Source organism: Streptomyces sp. NBC_01426 (assembly GCF_036231985.1).
In the GTDB taxonomy this organism is placed as follows: Bacteria; Actinomycetota; Actinomycetes; order Streptomycetales; family Streptomycetaceae; genus Streptomyces.
In genome coordinates, this window is sequence record NZ_CP109500.1 from 2654119 (window position 1) to 2672197 (window position 18079).

General features: G+C 71.3%; 16 protein-coding genes and 1 riboswitch. Of the genes, 4 read left to right on the forward strand and 12 right to left on the reverse strand.

Translation table 11 applies throughout. The features are described from left to right. Positions 1-16: 16 nt before the first annotated feature. On the reverse strand, positions 17-1147 hold the full coding sequence (mnmA, locus tag OG906_RS11430; RefSeq protein ID WP_329442251.1) for a tRNA 2-thiouridine(34) synthase MnmA: 1131 nt from the start codon (positions 1145-1147) through the stop codon (positions 17-19). A 67-nt stretch (positions 1148-1214) separates the two neighbouring features. Between mnmA and OG906_RS11435 the strand changes: the two genes are divergently transcribed. After that, complete coding sequence (locus OG906_RS11435) at positions 1215-1916, forward strand: N-acetylmuramoyl-L-alanine amidase (RefSeq protein ID WP_329442253.1); 702 nt, start codon at positions 1215-1217, stop codon at positions 1914-1916. Between the two features lie 67 nt (positions 1917-1983). Here OG906_RS11435 and OG906_RS11440 read toward each other — a convergent pair whose 3' ends face one another. The 11 genes from OG906_RS11440 to OG906_RS11490 all read right to left on the reverse strand — a co-directional run bounded on the left by OG906_RS11440 (position 1984) and on the right by OG906_RS11490 (position 14302). Next, positions 1984-3147: a cysteine desulfurase family protein gene (locus OG906_RS11440; RefSeq protein WP_329442255.1), complete on the reverse strand. Its 1164-nt coding sequence runs from the start codon at positions 3145-3147 to the stop codon at positions 1984-1986. A gap of 160 nt (positions 3148-3307) precedes the next feature. Continuing rightward, positions 3308-4168, reverse strand: a complete 861-nt coding sequence (locus OG906_RS11445) for a thioesterase family protein (protein ID WP_329442257.1) — start codon at positions 4166-4168, stop codon at positions 3308-3310. 58 nt (positions 4169-4226) lie between these two features. After that, on the reverse strand, positions 4227-4883 hold the full coding sequence (locus tag OG906_RS11450; protein WP_329442259.1) for a trimeric intracellular cation channel family protein: 657 nt from the start codon (positions 4881-4883) through the stop codon (positions 4227-4229). Between the two features lie 266 nt (positions 4884-5149). Then, the gene (locus OG906_RS11455; RefSeq protein WP_329447997.1) at positions 5150-6253 is read right to left on the reverse strand and encodes an ABC transporter ATP-binding protein; all 1104 of its coding nucleotides are present in this window, start codon (positions 6251-6253) and stop codon (positions 5150-5152) included. Positions 6254-6258: 5 nt separating this feature from the next. Further along, positions 6259-7377: an ABC transporter ATP-binding protein gene (locus OG906_RS11460; RefSeq protein WP_329442261.1), complete on the reverse strand. Its 1119-nt coding sequence runs from the start codon at positions 7375-7377 to the stop codon at positions 6259-6261. Continuing rightward, on the reverse strand, positions 7374-8375 hold the full coding sequence (locus OG906_RS11465) for an ABC transporter permease (protein WP_053677612.1): 1002 nt from the start codon (positions 8373-8375) through the stop codon (positions 7374-7376). Before OG906_RS11465 ends, OG906_RS11460 begins: the two co-directional genes overlap by 4 nt. Before the next feature lie 176 nt (positions 8376-8551). Beyond that, the gene (locus tag OG906_RS11470; RefSeq protein WP_267800523.1) at positions 8552-10258 is read right to left on the reverse strand and encodes an ABC transporter substrate-binding protein; all 1707 of its coding nucleotides are present in this window, start codon (positions 10256-10258) and stop codon (positions 8552-8554) included. A 94-nt stretch (positions 10259-10352) separates the two neighbouring features. Continuing rightward, positions 10353-11345 (reverse strand): ABC transporter permease, encoded by a 993-nt coding sequence (locus tag OG906_RS11475; protein WP_053677608.1) that lies wholly within the window; start codon positions 11343-11345, stop codon positions 10353-10355. 648 nt (positions 11346-11993) lie between these two features. Beyond that, on the reverse strand, positions 11994-12734 hold the full coding sequence (locus tag OG906_RS11480; RefSeq protein ID WP_329442264.1) for an enhanced serine sensitivity protein SseB C-terminal domain-containing protein: 741 nt from the start codon (positions 12732-12734) through the stop codon (positions 11994-11996). 86 nt (positions 12735-12820) lie between these two features. After that, positions 12821-13573: an enhanced serine sensitivity protein SseB gene (locus OG906_RS11485; protein ID WP_329447998.1), complete on the reverse strand. Its 753-nt coding sequence runs from the start codon at positions 13571-13573 to the stop codon at positions 12821-12823. Positions 13574-13636: 63 nt separating this feature from the next. Next, positions 13637-14302: an ATP-binding protein gene (locus OG906_RS11490; protein WP_329442265.1), complete on the reverse strand. Its 666-nt coding sequence runs from the start codon at positions 14300-14302 to the stop codon at positions 13637-13639. A gap of 221 nt (positions 14303-14523) precedes the next feature. After that, positions 14524-14627, forward strand: a riboswitch (glycine riboswitch). Between the two features lie 183 nt (positions 14628-14810). Between OG906_RS11490 and gcvT the strand changes: the two genes are divergently transcribed. From gcvT to glyA, 3 genes are all read left to right on the forward strand, one after another. Next, positions 14811-15926, forward strand: a complete 1116-nt coding sequence (gene gcvT / locus OG906_RS11495; protein WP_329442266.1) for a glycine cleavage system aminomethyltransferase GcvT — start codon at positions 14811-14813, stop codon at positions 15924-15926. Positions 15927-16037: 111 nt separating this feature from the next. Continuing rightward, positions 16038-16418, forward strand: a complete 381-nt coding sequence (gcvH, locus tag OG906_RS11500) for a glycine cleavage system protein GcvH (protein WP_267800484.1) — start codon at positions 16038-16040, stop codon at positions 16416-16418. 15 nt (positions 16419-16433) lie between these two features. After that, positions 16434-17705, forward strand: coding sequence for a serine hydroxymethyltransferase (gene glyA / locus OG906_RS11505; protein ID WP_267800483.1), 1272 nt, complete (start codon positions 16434-16436; stop codon positions 17703-17705). Positions 17706-18079 lie beyond the last annotated feature (374 nt).

Consider the following 18079-nt stretch of genomic DNA (forward strand, 5'->3'; position numbering starts at 1 on the left):
GCCCCGGCCGCCGGGCTCACACCGCGGCGGACGCCCGCTCGGTCGTGGCGATGGTGGCGGAACCGACCACGCGCGTGCCGTCGTACAGCACGATCGCCTGGCCGGGGGCCACGCCGCGGACCGGCTCGGTGAAGGAGACGCGCAGCTCGCCGTCCACGAGTTCGGCGAAGACCTCGGTCTCGCCGCCGTGGGCGCGCAGCTGCGCGGTGTACGTGCCGGGGACCGCGGCCACGGCTCCGCACCAGCGGGGCCGGATCGCGGTGAGGGCACTGACGTCGAGGGCCTCGACGGGGCCGACGGTGACGGTGTTGTTCACCGGGGAGATGTCGAGGACGTAGCGCGGCTTGCCGTCGGCGGCGGGGTGGCCGATCCGCAGGCCCTTGCGCTGGCCGATGGTGAAGCCGAAGGCGCCCTCGTGGGTGCCGACCTTCTCGCCGCTCTCGTCGACGATGTCGCCCTCGGCCTTGCCCAGGCGGTTCGCGAGGAAGCCCTGGGTGTCGCCGTCGGCGATGAAGCAGATGTCGTGGCTGTCGGGCTTCTTCGCGACGGCGAGGCCGCGTCGTTCGGCCTCGGCGCGGATCTCTTCCTTGGTGGTGAGGGTGTCGCCGAGCGGGAAGAGCGCGTGGGCCAGCTGCTTCTCGTCGAGGACGCCGAGGACGTACGACTGGTCCTTGGCCATGTCGCTGGCGCGGTGGAGTTCGCGCGTGCCGTCGTCGTTGAGGACGACCGTGGCGTAGTGGCCGGTGCAGACGGCGTCGAACCCGAGGGCCAGGGCCTTGTCGAGCAGCGCCGCGAACTTGATCTTCTCGTTGCAGCGCAGGCAGGGGTTCGGGGTGCGCCCGGCCTCGTACTCGGCGACGAAGTCCTCGACGACGTCCTCGCGGAAGCGCTCGGCAAGGTCCCAGACGTAGAAGGGGATGCCGATGACGTCGGCGGCGCGGCGGGCGTCGCGGGAGTCCTCGATGGTGCAACAGCCGCGGGCGCCGGTCCTGAAGGACTGGGGGTTCGCGGAGAGCGCCAGGTGGACGCCCGTGACGTCGTGCCCGGCTTCCACGGCGCGGGCGGCGGCGACGGCGGAGTCCACCCCGCCGGACATGGCGGCGAGGACGCGGAGGGGGCGGGCGGTGCGCGGCAGGTTCTCAGTCATGGCACCGTCCAGGGTACGGGGAACCGCGCGCGGTCACGGCGCGTTGTCGGGTCGGGGGGTGGATCGCATGGTGCGTGAGGGTGGGAAGACGCGGGACGCGGCTCCGGGCACGGCGACCGGCAAGGGGTCGGGCCGGACCCGCAGGGCCGTGCTGTTCGGGGGGCTCGGGGTGATCGCGGCCGCGGCCGTCGTCGGGCAGGACGAGCTCAGACGCGCCTGGTGGCTGCTGCCCGGGGTGTCCAAGCCGCGCAAGGAAGGCGAGCTGGACTACGCGGCCGCGAACTGGACGGCGGCCTCGCCGGCGAACTGGCGGCCGGCGGACCGGCCCGACGACTACCGCGTGGACCGGATTGTCGTGCATGTCACACAGGGCGGGTTCGAGTCCTCGGTGGACGCCTTCAAGAACCCGTGGCACAAGGCGTCGGCGCACTACATAGTCCGCCAGGACGGCCATGTCGAGCAGATGGTGCGCGAACTGGACGTGGCCTTCCACGCCGGGAACCGGTCCATGAACGAGCGCAGTGTCGGCATCGAGCACGTGGGCTTCGTGGACCGGCCGCGGGACTTCACGGACGCGATGTACGCGGCCTCGGCCGAGCTGGCCGCCGATGTCTGCCGGAGGTACGACATACCGGCCGACCGGGAGCACATCGTGGGCCACTCCGAGGTGCCGGGCGCCGATCACACGGACCCGGGCCGCCACTGGGACTGGAACCGCTACGTCCGCATGGTCGGGGAAGCCCTGGCCCGCAAGCCCGCGACCGGCTGAGCCGGGGCGCCCGTCGATCGACCCCCGGCCCGTCCGACGCCCGCCCGGGGTCCGGGCGGGACGCGGCTCAGCTGAGTCCGGCCGTGCGGGCGCGGGCGACGGCGGGGCCGATGGCGGCGGCCACCGCGGCGACGTCCTCCTTGGTGGAGGTGTGGCCGAGGGAGAACCGCAGGGTGCCCCGGGCCAGCAGCGGATCGGTGCCGGTGGCGAGCAGTACGTGGCTGGGTTGGGCCACGCCCGCGGTGCAGGCGGAGCCGGTGGAGCACTCGATGCCCTGGGCGTCGAGGAGGAGCAGCAGGGAGTCGCCCTCGCAGCCGGGGAAGCTGAAGTGGGCGTTGGCGGGCAGCCGGTCCACGGGGTCCCCGCCGAGCACGGCGTCGGGCACCTCCCGCAGGACGGCGGCGACCAGCTCGTCGCGCAGGGCGCCGATCTCGACGGCGAATCGCTCGCGCCGCTCGGCGGCGAGGACGGCCGCCACCGCGAAGGCCGCGATGGCCGGCACGTCGAGGGTCCCGGACCGGACGTGCCGCTCCTGGCCGCCTCCGTGCAGGACGGGGACGGGGGTCTGGTCCCGGCCGAGCAGCAGGGCGCCGATGCCGTACGGGCCGCCCACCTTGTGGCCGCTGACGGTCATGGCGGCGAGGCCGCTGTCGCCGAAGCGGACGTCGAGCTGGCCGACGGCCTGGACGGCGTCGGAGTGCAGCGGGATCCCGAACTCCCCGGCGATGTCGGCGAGTTCCCGTACGGGGAAGACCGTGCCGATCTCGTTGTTGGCCCACATCACGGTGGCCAGGGCGACGTCGGAGGGGTTCCGCTCGATCGCCTCCCGGAAGGCGTCGGGGTGCACGCGCCCGTGGTGGTCCACCGGGAGGTACTCGACCCGGGCCCCCTCGTGCTCGGCGAGCCAGTGGACGGCGTCGAGGACGGCGTGGTGCTCGACGGGGCTGGTGAGCACGCGGGTGCGGGTCGGGTCCTGGTCGCGGCGTGCCCAGTAGAGGCCCTTGACGGCGAGGTTGTCGGCCTCCGTGCCGCCGGCGGTGAAGACCACCTCGCTCGGGCGTGCGCCGAGGGCTTCGGCGAGGGCCTCGCGGGCCTCCTCGACGGTGCGGCGGGCGCGGCGGCCGGCGGCGTGGAGGGAGGACGCGTTACCCGTGGCGGCGAACTGCGCGGTCATCGCCGCAGCGGCCTCCGGCAGCATCGGGGTGGTTGCGGCGTGGTCGAGGTAGGCCATGATCCCCCGATTCTACGAGCCCCCCGACACACCGGACCCCATCCGGTCCCCCGCCGGCGCAATCCCCGGCGGACCGCGGTGGCCGGGCGGGGTGCCGGGGCGACGGCGACGGGGGCACCCGCCGCCCGCCGGCCGGGCCGGGCGGGGGCGCCTGCGCGGGTCAGGGCGTCGGGCGGGGGGCGCGGGCCAGTTGGCGGGACTGGGCCACGAGTCGGTCCGTCGAGTCCCAGACCTCGGCGTCCTCCTCCAGGAAGCCCCCGGCGAGGTTGCGGGTGGTGATGGCCACCCGCAGCGGGCCCGGCGCGGGGCGGTGGCGGATGTGGGTGGTGAGCTCGACCGTCGGGGCCCAGCCGATCAGGCCGAGGTCGAAGGCGGTGGGCGGCAGCGCGTCCACCGCCAGCAGCAGTGACAGCGGGTCGGCGTCACGGCCGTCGGCCAGCTCGAACCAGGCCCGCATCTCGCCCTTGCCCGACGGCGCCCCGACCGCCCAGCCCGCCGTCGCCGGGTCCAGGCGCAGCCGGAGCCGGTCCACGATGGCGGAGCTGCCGGGGATCGGCGCGGGGCCGGCCTCCGCGCCGAGGCAGTCCTCGTACGCGGGCATGACCGGCGGCAGCGCGGTGGTGTGCACGGAGTCGGGCAGGGCGGACAGTTCCCCGTACGAGGCGAGGACACGGATCCGCTCGACCTCCGCGCCGCTCTCGTCGTACTGGAAGAGGGACGCCTGGCCGGTCGAGAGGGTGCGCCCGATCCGGACGACCTGCGTGCGGATCACGGCGGGGCCGGGCACGGAGGAGGTCAGGTAGTGGGCGGAGACGGTGAAGGGGTCGGGGTGCGGCAGGGCCGCCGACAGGGCCCGACCGACCAGTGCCAACAGATATCCGCCGTTGACGGCGGTGATGATCGTCCAGCCGGCGCTGAGTTCAGCGTCGTACACCCCGGGCTCGTCCGCGCGGGCGGAGAGGGTGGTGTCGCGGTCGAACTCGCTGTCGCCGATGGATGCCTGGGCCGCTGCATGTGACATGAAAACGACGGTACACCGGCATGCTACTAAGCGGTAGCTTTCTATTGCTACGTGCGCGTTACGGCTCTTCGGCCACGGCGGACCGGCGGTTCCAGGCCAGCGGCGCCCGCCAGTGGTAACGGATCGCGAGCAGCCGGAGCACGAAGGTGGTGATGATCGCGGCGGCGGTGGTGAGGCCGTTGAGCGTGTCGAAGGCGATGAAGAGGGCCACCATCGAGGCGCCGACGACCGCGGGCACCGCGTACATCTCGCGGTCGCGCAGCAGCGAGGGGACCTCGTTGACCAGCACGTCGCGCAGCACGCCTCCCCCGACCGCCGTGGCCAGCCCCAGCGAGGCGGACGCGGTCAGCCCGAGGCCGTACTCGTACGCCTTGGTCGTGCCCGTCACGCAGAACAGTCCGAGGCCGGCCGCGTCGAAGACGTTGATGGCGCGGTTGATCCGCTGGACTTCGGGGTGCAGGAAGAAGACCAGCCCGGCGGCGACCAGCGGTGTCACGAAGAAGCTGAGCTCCCCGAAGGCGGCGGGCGGGACGGCGCCGATGACGAGGTCGCGGAAGAGACCGCCGCCGAGGGCGGTGACGAGCGCGAGCACGGCGATGCCGAAGATGTCGAAGTTCTTGCGCACGGCGAGCAGGGCGCCCGCGGTGGCGAAGACAAAAATGCCCGCGAGGTCCAGGGCGTGCTGGATGCCGGGCGGGAAGAGATCGTGGAGCACGCCCCCATTGTGCCGTCCGCCGTCGCACCGCCCACCCGCCGGCGTGACGGGGCGTGGGCGGCGGCGGACAGGACGGGGACGCGGCGTGGGCGGGGACCGGCGACACCGGCCGGGGAACGCACAGTGGTGCCGGGGTTCCCGGACGCGTACGCCCGGGTGCCCCGGCACCACACCCGACCCCGGCCGCTACTCCGGGGGCGGACACCTGCGGTCGTCGTGACCCGCCGGATCGTCGGCGTGACCCGCCACGCCGACGTCGAGACCCGCTACACCGTCGGCGTGTCCACCACTTCGGCGGCGCCCGGCAGGGCCTTGTCGCCCGGCGCCTGGTCCGGCGCGTTCTCCGGGTGGTGGCAGGCGACCTGGTGCCCCGTCTTCAGGGCCACCAGCGGCGGCTCCTGCGTGGTGCACAGCTCGGTCGCCTTCCAGCACCGGGTGTGGAACCGGCAGCCGCTGGGCGGCGAGATCGGCGACGGGACGTCGCCCTTGAGCAGGATGCGCCCGCTCTTCGCGCCGCGCCGCCTCGGATCCGGCACCGGCACCGCCGACATGAGCGCGGTCGTGTAGGGGTGCATCGGCGCCTCGTACAGCGACTTGCGGTCGGCCAGCTCCACGATCTTGCCGAGGTACATCACCGCGATGCGGTCCGAGACGTGTCGGATGACCGACAGGTCGTGCGCGATGATCACGTACGTCAGGCCGAGTTCCTCCTGGAGGTCGTCCAGCAGGTTCACCACCTGGGCCTGGATCGAGACATCCAGCGCCGACACCGGCTCGTCGGCGACGACGAGCTTCGGCTTGAGGGCCAGGGCCCGCGCGATGCCGATGCGCTGCCGCTGGCCGCCGGAGAACTCGTGCGGGTAGCGGTTGTAGTGCTCGGGGTTGAGGCCCACCAGCGAGAGCAGCCGCTGGACCTCGGCCTTCACGCCGCCCTCGGGGGTGACCTTCTGGAGCTTGAAGGGCGCCCCGACGATGGTGCCCACCGTGTGGCGGGGGTTCAGCGAGCCGTAGGGGTCCTGGAAGATCATCTGCACGTCACGGCGCAACGGCCGCATGCCCGCGACGCTCAGGTGCGTGATGTCCCGGCCCTCGAACTCGACCTTCCCGCCGGTCGGTTCGAGCAGTCGGGTGATCAGCCGGCCCATGGTGGACTTGCCGCAGCCGGACTCGCCGACGATGCCGAGGGTCTCACCCCGCCGGACGTCGAAGTCGATGCCGTCCACGGCCTTGACGGCGCCGGCCTGGCGGCGCAACAGCCCCTTGTTGATGGGGAAGTGCTTGACCAGCCCGGTCACCTTCAGCAGCGGCTCCTCGGCGGTGTCCGCCGCGGCCTGCGCGGAGGAGACCTCCGCCGCGCCCGTCTTGTTCATGTCGGTCACAGCTTCGGCGCAATCTCTTCGGTCCAGATCCGGGTCCGCTCCTCCTGCGACATGTGGCAGGCTGACCAGTGCCGGCTGTCGTCCTCGGTCAGCTCGGGGCGCTGGGTGCGGGTGATGCCGCCCTTGGGTACGTCGGCGTAGGGGCACCGGGGGTTGAACGCGCAGCCGCTCGGGATGTTGATGAGGCTGGGCGGCGAGCCCTTCACCGGGATCAGCCGCTCGGTCTGGTCGCGGTCTATGCGCGGCATCGAGCCGAGCAGCCCCCAGGTGTAGGGATGCCGGGGGCCGTAGAAGACCTTCTCCGCGGTGCCGCGCTCGACGCACCGACCTCCGTACATCACGAGGATGTCGTCGGCCATCTCGGCGACCACGCCGAGGTCGTGCGTGATCATGATGACCGCGGAGCCGAACTCCTTCTGCAGGTCGCGGATGAGGTCCAGGATCTGCGCCTGGACGGTGACGTCCAGGGCGGTGGTGGGCTCGTCCGCGATGAGCAGTTCGGGGTTGTTGACGAGCGCCATGGCGATCATCGCGCGCTGGCGCATGCCACCGGAGAACTCGTGGGGGTAGGCGTCCACGCGCCGGTGGGGCTCCGGGATGCCGACCCGGTCGAGCATCTCGACGGCCCGCTTGCGGGCCGTCTTCTTGTCGACGCCGTGGTGGGTCCGGTAGGCCTCGACGATCTGCTTGCCGACCGAGTAGTACGGGTGCATCGCGGACAGCGGGTCCTGGAAGACCATCGCCATCTTGTGCCCGCGGAGCTTGCGCACGTGGTCGGCGTCGGCCTGGACCAGGTCCTCGCCGTCGAGCACGACCTGCCCGGAGATGTGCGGGCGGCTGCGGGCGTTGCCGGTGCGGTGCAGGCCCATGATGGCCAGCGAGGTCACCGACTTGCCCGAGCCGGACTCGCCGACGATCCCGAGCGTCTTGCCGCGCTCCAGGTCGAAGGAGAGCCCGTCGACGGACTTGACGAGGCCGTCGTCGGTCGGGAAGTGGACCTTGAGGTCGCGTACGGAGAGGAAGGAGTCGCCGGCGCGGGTCTCCCCCTTGGCCTGCTCGGGGACGAACGCGGGCTCGCCGGAGGTGCCGGTGGAAACGGCGGGGTTCTCGGTCACGTCAGCCTCACGCGCGGGTCGATGACGGCGTACAGCAGGTCCACGATCAGGTTGGCCATCACCACGAAGAGCGCGGCGAGGAGGGTGACACCCATGATCACGGGGAGGTCGCCCTGGCCGATGGCGGCGACGGCCGCCGTTCCCAGACCCTGGAAGTTGAAGGTCGTCTCGGTGAGCACCGCGCCGCCGAGGAGTCCGCCGAGGTCGAGGCCGAACATCGTGACGATCGGGGTGAGGGTGGAACGCAGGGCGTGCTTGCGGATGACCACGCCCTCCTTGAGTCCCTTGGCGCGGGCGGTGCGGATGTAGTCCTCGCCGAGGACTTCCAGCATGGTCGCGCGGGTGATGCGGGCGTAGGTCGCCGCGAAGAGGAAGGCGAGGGTGACCCAGGGCAGGATCAGGCTGTTGAGCCAGGCCAGCGGATCCTCGGTCAGAGGTTTGTAGTTGGACACGTCCAACCAGCCGAGGCCGTAGACGAAGACGGCGGGAGCCACCATGCCGGTGAAGAAGATCGGCAGGGAGACGCCGGCGAGCGCTCCGATCATGACGGTCCGGTCGATGGCCGTACGCCGTTTCAGCGCCGAGACCACTCCGGTGGCCACACCCGCGAGCACCCAGATCAAGGCGGCGCCGACGGCGAGCGAGAGGGTGACCGGCATGCGGTCGAGCATGGTCTCCCAGACGGGGGCCTCGCTCTTGAAGGAGTAGCCGAAGCACGGAGCGGCGCAGTGCGTGACCTCGGTGCCGCCGTCGTAGTCGCGGCCGACGAAGATGCCCTTGAGGAACACCCAGTACTGCTCGGAGATGGGCTTGTCGAAGCCCATCTTCACGCGGATGCCCGCCAGGGCGGTCTCGTTGGTCTCTCGACCGGCGTACATGAGCGCGGGATCGCTGCCGGTCAGCTTCGGGACCGCGAAGAAGATGCCGAAGGTGACCACGGAGACCACCAGCAGCGTGGCGGCGACGTTGAACAGCCGCCGTATGAGGTAGACGAGCACTGCAGTCGGCCGCCCGGGGCGGGCGGCTGCCGCCCCTTGTGGGGACGACAGCCGCCGCCTGCGGCCTTCACCTGCCCTTCGGACTAGCGCATGTGCGGTGAAGGCACTTACTTACGAATTGCTGGCCTGCTGGTGCCCGGCGGCCGCGGTGGAGCGGCCGTCGGACGGTCGGACGACTACTTGGCGACGCCCAGGACAGCGAGGTCGATGCGGCCCATCGAGTCGTTGAAGTAGACGTTCGTCAGGCGCGGGTTGTGGTAGATGAGCGCCTTGTCGAAGTTGATCGGGAGGTAGAGCGCCTTCTCCATGATCTTCTTGTTGATGTCCGTGTAGAACGGAGCGGCGGCGTCCGGGGTGGCGGCGTTCGCGGCCTTGTCGAACAGGCCGTTGACCTCGGGGTCGTCCAGCATCGTGTAGTTGTTGTTGCCGTTCGGCAGGATGAACGAGCCGTCGACCAGGGGCTGGAGGAAGCCCGAGCCGGAGTTGTAGTCGGCGCCCCAGCCCATCACGATGATGCCGTAGTTCTTCTTCTTCACGTTCTCGGGCGAACCGATCGTGGAGGAGGAGAGCTTGCCGTCGTACTGGTCGATCGTGGCCTTGATGCCGACCTTGGCGAGCGAGGCCTGGAGGGACTCGGCGGTCTTGACCTCGGGGGCGCGGTTGTTGCGGACCGCGATGGTGGTCTCGAACCCGTCGGGCTTGCCACACGCCTTGAGCGCGTCCTTGGCCTTCTGCTCCTGCGCCTTGCCGGCGGTCAGGCCCCACGGGTCGAAGGACTTGTCCGAGCCGGGGATGCCGGGCGGCAGCATGTTCGCGCCGAGGTCACCGCTGGTCGGGCCACCGCGGGCGTTCTGGAGCGACTTCGGGTCGGCCGCGTAGATGACGGCCTTGCGGCACTCGATGTTCTCGAACGGCGCGACCGTCTGCGGGAAGGCGAAGTAGCGGATGTAGCCCGTGAACGGGTTGTCCGCGTTCTTCTTGAGGTTCGCGTCCTTGAGGATCTTGTTCTTCGCGGCCTGCTGGACACCGGTGCCGTCGACGGCGAGGTCGATGTCGCCGGAGAGCAGGCGCTGGTCCATGTCGTCCGGGTTGGTCGTGACCGTGAAGCTGACCTTGTCCGGCAGACCCTTGCGGATCGTGTCCGTCTTCGGGTCCCAGTTCTCGTTGCGGACGAAGGTGGCGCCCTTGCCCGCGGTGAAGCTCTCGACCTTGTAAGGACCGGTGGAGACGGGCTTGTTGGTGTAGCCCGCGCCCTGGTCCTTGGCCGCCGGGACGGGCGAGGAGGACGGCATCGCCAGCAGGTAGTTGAAGTCCGAGTTGGCGCTGGCCAGGTTGAAGACGATCGTCTTGTCGTCCGGCGTCTGGACCGACTTCAGACCCAGCTTGTTCGGGTCGGTGTCCTTGTACGGGCCGGGGTACTTCTGGCCCTGGTCGAGCAGGTCGACCAGGTACGTCGGGCCGCCGGACAGCACGTCCTGCGCGAAGACGCGCTCGATGCCGTACTTGAAGTCCTTCGAGGTGATCGGCGTGCCGTCCTCGAACTTCACGCCGTCCTTGATCTTGACGGTGTACGTCTTGCCGTCGTTGCTCAGGACCGGCGCGGCCTCGGCGAGGTCCGGGACCAGCTTGGTGCCCGCGGCGCCCGGCTTGCTGTCGTACGCGAAGAGCTGGCGGACGTAGAGGCGCTGAAGGTTCCACACGAAGCCGTAGTAGGCACGCGCCGGGTCGAGGTAGTCGACGTCCTGCGGCGACCAGAGCTTGAGCTCACCGCCCTTGGCGTCCGAGGCGTTCACCAGGGCCGTGGAGGCACCGCTGTAGCCCTTGTCGTTCGCGCCCTCGGACTTCTTGCCCTCGTCCTTGCCACCGCCACACGCGGCGGTCATCGACAAGGCGGCGACCACGGCGGTGATCGCGAGTGCCTGCTTTCTGCGGATCACGGTTGTCCAACCTCCATAGGTGGTGAATCGAAGAAGCGGTTCAGCTGCCCTTGGGGTCGAGTGCGTCGCGCAGCCCGTCCCCGAAGAGGTTGAACGCCAGGACGGTGATGAAGATCGTGAGGCCCGGGACCACCATGTACATGGGGTCGTCCTGGTAGATGGGGACGGCGTCGGACAGCATCTTGCCCCAGGAGGCGGTGGGCGGCTTGACGCCGGCACCGAGGAAGCTGAGGGCCGCCTCCGTCAGGATGTTGGTCGGGATGATCAGCGTCGAGTAGACGAGGATCGGCGCGACCAGGTTGGGCAGCAGCTCCTTGATCAGGATGTAGCCGCGGCCCGCCCCGAGGCTGCGCGCGGCCTCGACGTATTCGCGTTCACGCAGGGAGATCGTCTGTCCTCGGACGATGCGGCCGATGTACGGCCAGCCGAAGAAGCCGATGACGACGATCAGCACGCCCATCCGGACGCCCGAACCCTCGAACCCCCAGAGGGAGTTGGGGACCACGGACACGAGGGCGATGGTGAACAGCAGCTGCGGGAAGGCCAGCAGCAGGTCCATCGTGCGGCTGATGACGCCGTCGACCCAGCCGCCGAGGAACCCGGCGAGCGCGCCGAGCAGGCTGCCGAGGATCACCGAGACGAAGGCCGCGAGGAAGGCGACGACCAGGGAGATGCGGGCGCCGTAGACGATCCGGCTGAACACGTCGCGCCCGTTGGTGGGTTCGACGCCCAGCAGGAAGTCGGAGCTCATGCCGCCGAACGAACCGAGCGGCGTCCCGAAGTCCGGGTCGAGCATGTCTTCGTGGAACTCGTTGGGCGGATGGCCCAGCAGGCTCACGATCAGCGGCGCGAAGACGGCCACCAGGATCAGGAGGATCACGACCACGCCGCCGGTCAGCGCGACCTTGTCGCGCTTGAGCCGCATCCAGGCGATGCGGCCGGGCGAGCGGCCTTCGATGGCCTTGGCAGGGACGTCGGCTACGGACACGGGTGCGGGTGTTTCCGCGTCCGTGTCATGCAGTGGTGCCGTCATCGTGGTGGGGACCCCTCTCGGCCGACGGGTGTGCCGGCCCATGCCCGCCGCTGTGGCGGCGTTGGTGCGGAGTGGCGCTCGGAGTGCGTGGACACGCGGAACGCGTGTGAGGTGCAGGAAGTGCAGGAAGTGCTGCGAAAGTGCCGTGCGAAACAACAGGTGCAGTCAACGAACCGAACCGCGTCCCGGAGGACTGATCGGCTCTTGGGTGGGGAGTCTTCATCGGGCGCTCGACCAGCCGCCAGACCCGCAGATGAATGGATGCGCAAACGTGATCTGACGTCCCGGTACCCGTTATCCGGACTTCACTCGCGTCTCAGCGGAGCAAGACCGCCTGTTCGGTACGGAACCGGACATGGCGCCCAACTCGCAAGACTCGCATGCCTTTTGGCCCCACAAGACCGATGAAATCAGGACAAGCCGAAGGCTGCCCGGGGGCGGTGGCCGGCGGCGGCCCGAGGTGTTCCCCGGGCGCCCGTTCCGCCGTCCGGACGGCGGCGACGCGCGGGCCGTCCGAGGCCCCCGGCGGACGAGGACGGCCTGACGGGAGGCCTGGAGGGGCCGATCGGGCCGTCCGCACGAGAGCCGGGGAGCGGGTACGCGAAAGGCCCCCGCCGGAGATCCGACGGAGGCCCGGGAGGGGACGCCTCAGTACGAGGGCGCCTGGCCCTCGCGGTCGTAGAAGGGGCGGGTCTGCGAACGCAGCCACATCGCGACCGGGTCGTGCTCGTCGGCCAGCGCGACGGTGCACACGGGAACGCCGTCGGGGACCGCCCCGACCGACTGGCGCATCATCTCCCGGACGGACTCCAGCGCGGGCGCGGAGGCGTCGTACAGGTCGAGCCCGACGGCGAGGTACGCCGATCCGAGCGACGGCTGCACCCAGGCCCTGCGGAGCGACCGGACGGCGGGCGTGCGGTGCGCGTGCTGGGTGAGCAGTCCGTAGAACTGCGGGAGCTCCAGGGCGGGCTCCGACAGCCGCAGCGGTCCGGCGGGCATCCGGTCGAGGCCCGTCGCGATCCGGCGGAGGTCCGCCCACGGCAGTCCGAGACCGCCGCCCTGGGCGTGCGGGTTGAGCCACAGCCCCCAGCGGTCCGGGTAGAGGGCGCGGGCGATGTCCCGGCCGGTGACCACCTCGTAGCCGCGGTTCCAGCCGCTGGCGGCCAGTTCCTGCGGGGAGGTCACGCAGGGCGCGTATCCGAGCCCGTCGACCTCCATCCCCCCGTACTGGGCGTCCGGGGAACCCGGCTGCCCCTGCCACAACAACATCCACAGCCGGCCCTCGGCCAGGGCGTGCAGAAGCGACTCGTAGCTCTCATAGCGCCCGGGAGTCACCTGGCGCAGCATGTGCTCGACCTGCCCGGCCGCGGCCGTGCCTGACGCACTCACCCGGTACCCCTCTTCGTCCGCCCGTCGTCCACCCGTTACCCAGGCCACGCGAGCGGGGCCAAGAGATGTAATCAGCTTAAGCGGCCCTACGGGAGGTAGAAGGGGCGCACACGCTCACGAATCCACTCCGTGACCGGGTCCTCGGCGGCGTCCAGGAGGATCAACTGCACGGGCCAGGGCGCCGGTACGCGGGCCAGCGCCCGGCCGAGCGCCTCCATCGGCGCGTTCCGCGACTCGGGATCCCATCCCACCAGTCGGACACCGATGTACAACTCGGGCGCCCCGCCCTCCACGCTGGCCAGGCAGCGGTGCGCCGCGGCCACCACGCCGGTGCCACGGAACTCCTCGCCGGCCGCGGCGAGGAAGTCCACCGGGTCGTCCTGCCAGTCGGGCTCGAAGAGCCGGACGCGGCCGCCGGTGGCCGGGCCGTCGAGCGGGGTCCGTCCCGTGCGGCACAGTTCCGCGACGGCGACCGGGGGCAGCGGGACGCCGACGGCCCCCTCGGGGTTCACGGCGAGGCCGATCTGCGGCGGCAGCCCGCGGGCGAACTCCACGGCGGGGGCCACGGCGAAGTCCATGCCGGGGCCGACGCAGAACCGGAACTGGGCCTCGGAGCTGTAGACGGGGACGTACGCCTGGCCGCCGATCTGCATCGTCGGCAGGGTCAGGTCGGCCGCGTCGGGCGCGCCACCGGCCGGCAGCGGCACCCAGAGCCGACTGCGGCCGAGGACCTCCAGGATCCGCGCTCCCGCGTCCGCCGCTCCCAGCGCCGCCCCGAGCACCTGCTCCAGCTCGTTGTCGGGCCACCCGCCGCCGTGCATCCACGCCTCCGCTGCCATCGCCACCTCTGCCGTGCCGAGGTTAGTGGGTCGGCGGGGACCCCCCTCGCCCGGGCCCGCGCCTCAGCCGCCGGCGGCGGGCGCGGGGACGAAGGTGATGCGGGCGATGCCGGAGGCGGCGGCGCGGTCCAGCAGGACCACCGACGCGCAGCCGCGCGGGAGGCCGCCCGACTCGGCGTCGCGCAGGAGCCGGTCCGCCGCGCCGCGGTGGCGGGAGAAGGCGTACGCCGACACCCGCCGGCCCCGCGCCTCCTGCCCGGCCAGGGCCTCCTGCGCGGTGGTGTCGAGGAGCAGCAGGTGCAGGGACCGGTTCCGGCGTCGGGCGAACCCGGCGAGCAGTCCCCGCACCCAGGTCTGGGTGCCGCAGTCGTGGACCACGACGGAGGCCCCGGAGCGCACGGTTCGCCACAGGCCCCAGTAGTGCGCGACGCGGACCAGCGGCCGGTAGACCGCGTAGGGCAGCGCGTGCGGCATGCGCCGCTCCCAGCGCTCGCGGGTGTCCTGGGAGTCGATGCCGCCGGCCGCGGCCCGCTTGATCAGCGTGCTCTTGCCGCCGCCGGGCAGGCCGGACACCACGACGATGTCCCCGTCGGCGAAGTCGAGCCCGCGCGGTCCGTGCGCGCCCCGGCCGCGCAGGTCGCGCACGGCCGGGCTCCCGGCCCGGGCGGGTCTCTCGTGGGCGCCCCGCTGCGCCGGCACTCCCGTCACGGTCCCCGTCGTCGTCAGCACTCCGAATCTCCGCACCGCCACAGTGATCGCCTCCCCCGAATCGGGTCGCAAGGACCCTTGCCCACTGAGTGTAAAGAGACGGTAATCCGGCATGCCCGGTTCCGGGGGGCCCGCTCGGGCCCGGTCACGGTCACGCACGGTCTTTCGGGCCCGCACGCCCGTCGCGGGCCGTCGCGTGCAATGATGTGCGCCATCTGGACACCAACTGCATACCGGCCGCTTGAATCCGCGCGGGAGAGTCCCGGCAGGCCGTGAGGCCGTGCCCGGGCGCCGAAGGAGCAAGTCCCTCCCTTGAATCTCTCAGGCCCCGTACCGCGTGGATGAGGCAGATCTGAAAAGCGAGCCGCGTCCGCCGTCCCCGACGGCAACGGCGTGCGCTCCACCCAAGGTGCAAGTCGACGACGCGCCCCGTTTGCGCGGGAACTCTCGGCGAACCTCTCAGGTTCCGATGACAGATGGGGAGGATCGTCCTCGTCATGTCATGCCCTGGGACCCGGGAGCCACACCCATGAGCACTGCCCCCCGTCTGACCGCCCTCGACGCGCTGCACCGCTCGCTCGGTGCGACCATGACCGACTTCGCAGGCTGGGACATGCCGCTGCGCTACGCCAGTGAGCGCGACGAGCACAACGCCGTGCGCACCCAGGCCGGTCTCTTCGATCTCTCCCACATGGGCGAGATCACCCTGACCGGCCCCGAGGCCGTGAAGGTCCTCGACTACGCGCTGGTCGGCAACATCTCGACCGTCGGCGTCGGCCGCGCCCGCTACACGCACATCTGTCAGGAGGACGGCGGGATCCTGGACGACCTGATCGTCTACCGCCTGGGCGAGACCGAGTACATGGTCGTCGCCAACGCCTCCAACGCCCAGGTCGTCCTGGACGCGATCACCGAGCGGGCCGCGGGCTTCGACGCCGAGGTCCGTGACGACCGCGACGCGTACGCGCTGATCGCCGTGCAGGGCCCGGAGTCCCCCGGCATCCTGAAGTCGCTGACCGACGCCGACCTGGACGGCCTGAAGTACTACGCCGGCCTGCCGGGCACGGTGGCCGGGGTTCCCGCGCTGATCGCGCGGACGGGCTACACCGGCGAGGACGGCTTCGAGCTGTTCGTCTCCCCGGAGCACGCGGTGGAGCTGTGGCAGGCGCTGACCGAGGCGGGCGCGGGCGTCGGCCTGGTCCCGGCCGGTCTCTCCTGCCGCGACACCCTGCGCCTGGAGGCGGGCATGCCGCTGTACGGGCACGAGCTGACCACCTCCCTCACCCCGTTCGACGCGGGTCTGGGCCGGGTCGTGAAGTTCGAGAAGGAGGTGGACTTCGTCGGCCGCAAGGCGCTGGAGGCCGCCGCCGAGCGCGCCGCCGACAACCCGCCGCGCAAGCTGGTCGGCCTGATCGCCGAGGGCCGCCGGGTCCCGCGCGCCGGGTTCCCGGTCGTCGCGGACGGGCAGGTCGTCGGAGAGGTCACCTCGGGCGCCCCGTCGCCGACGCTGGGCAAGCCGATCGCGATGGCGTACGTGGACGCGGCGCACGCCGCGCCCGGCACCTCCGGTGTCGGCGTGGACATTCGCGGTACGCATGAGCCGTACGAGGTCGTGGCGCTGCCGTTCTACAAGCGGCAGAAGTAGTTCCGCCCCTTCCCCAGCGCGTCGTCGCCGTCCGGAGGTCCGTGCGGCGCCGTCTCGGCATTCAAGACCACCGGTTCACATCCACTCCCCCGCATCCAGGAGAATCAGGCCATGAGCAACCCCCAGCAGCTGCGTTACAGCAAGGAGCACGAGTGGCTGTCGGGCGCCGAGGACGGCGTCTCGACGGTCGGCATCACGGAGTTCGCGGCCAACGCGCTCGGTGACGTCGTCTACGCCCAGCTTCCCGAGGTAGGCGACACGGTGACCGCGGGCGAGACCTGCGGCGAGCTGGAGTCGACCAAGTCGGTCAGCGACCTGTACTCCCCCGTCACCGGTGAGGTCGTCGAGGCCAACCAGGACGTCGTGGACGACCCGTCGCTGGTGAACTCGGCTCCTTTCGAGGGCGGCTGGCTCTTCAAGGTGCGCGTCACGGAGGAGCAGGACGACCTGCTCTCCGTCGACGAGTACGCCAAGCTCACCGCCGGTAACTGACCCCAGGGGACCCTGATGTCTGTACTGAACACCCCTCTCCACGAGCTCGACCCCGACGTCGCCGCCGCCGTCGACGCCGAACTCGAACGTCAGCAGTCCACCCTGGAAATGATCGCGTCGGAGAACTTCGCTCCGGTCGCCGTCATGGAGGCCCAGGGCTCGGTCCTGACCAACAAGTACGCCGAGGGCTACCCCGGCCGCCGCTACTACGGCGGCTGCGAGCACGTCGACGTGGTCGAGCAGATCGCGATCGACCGCATCAAGGCGCTGTTCGGCGCCGAGGCCGCGAACGTCCAGCCGCACTCCGGTGCGCAGGCGAACGCCGCCGCGATGTTCGCGCTGCTCAAGCCCGGCGACACAATCATGGGCCTGAACCTCGCCCACGGTGGTCACCTGACCCACGGCATGAAGATCAACTTCTCCGGCAAGCTCTACAACGTGGTCCCGTACCACGTGGACGCGTCGGGCGAGGTCGACATGGCCGAGGTCGAGCGCCTCGCCAAGGAGTCCAAGCCGCAGCTGATCGTCGCGGGCTGGTCCGCCTACCCGCGTCAGCTGGACTTCGCCGCCTTCCGCCGCATCGCGGACGAGGTCGGCGCGTACCTGATGGTCGACATGGCGCACTTCGCCGGCCTGGTCGCCGCGGGTCTGCACCCCAACCCGGTGCCCCACGCCCACGTCGTGACCACCACCACGCACAAGACCCTCGGTGGTCCGCGCGGCGGTGTGATCCTGTCGACGCAGGAACTGGCCAAGAAGATCAACTCCGCGGTCTTCCCCGGTCAGCAGGGTGGTCCGCTGGAGCACGTGATCGCGGCCAAGGCGGTCTCGTTCAAGGTCGCCGCCTCGCCCGAGTTCAAGGAGCGCCAGGAGCGCACCCTGGAGGGCGCGAAGATCCTCGCCGCCCGTCTGGTCCAGGACGACGTCAAGGCCGTGGGCGTGGACGTCCTCACCGGCGGCACCGACGTGCACCTGGTCCTGGTCGACCTGCGCAACTCCGAGCTGGACGGTCAGCAGGCCGAGGACCGCCTCCACGAGGTCGGCATCACGGTCAACCGGAACGCCATCCCGAACGACCCGCGGCCGCCGATGGTCACCTCGGGTCTGCGGATCGGCACGCCGGCCCTCGCCACCCGCGGTTTCGACGCGGAGGCCTTCACCGAGGTCGCCGAGATCATCGCGGAGGCGCTGAAGGCACCCTCTCCGTTCGCGGAGGCCGACGCCGAGGCCCTGAAGGCGCGCGTCTCGGCGCTCGCCGCGAAGTTCCCGCTGTACCCCACGCTCTGACGTGGTGCGCTAGAACCTCACGGGTCGGGCCCGGTGGCTGTTTCCGCAGGCACCGGGCCCTTCTCGTGACCGTGGACCCGGCCGGAGGCGGTCGGTGTCCGACCCGTCCGCGGCCCCGGGGACGGGGCGCGGGTACGGGGCACGGGGTCGGGGAGGTCGGGAGCGCTGCCGCCTCCCCCTCGCCCGGGCGGCCCGACCGGACACCGCGCCGCGGGCCGACCGGCATGGCCTTGCTCACGTACGTCCGGCCGTACGCCCGGGCATCGGGGGCCGCCGGACGGGCCCGCCCGACCGGGACCCGGCCCCTGACCGGCACCGGACGCCGCAGGCGTGGTACCGGAGCGCGGACCGAGCCGCGCCTGACCGTCACCCGC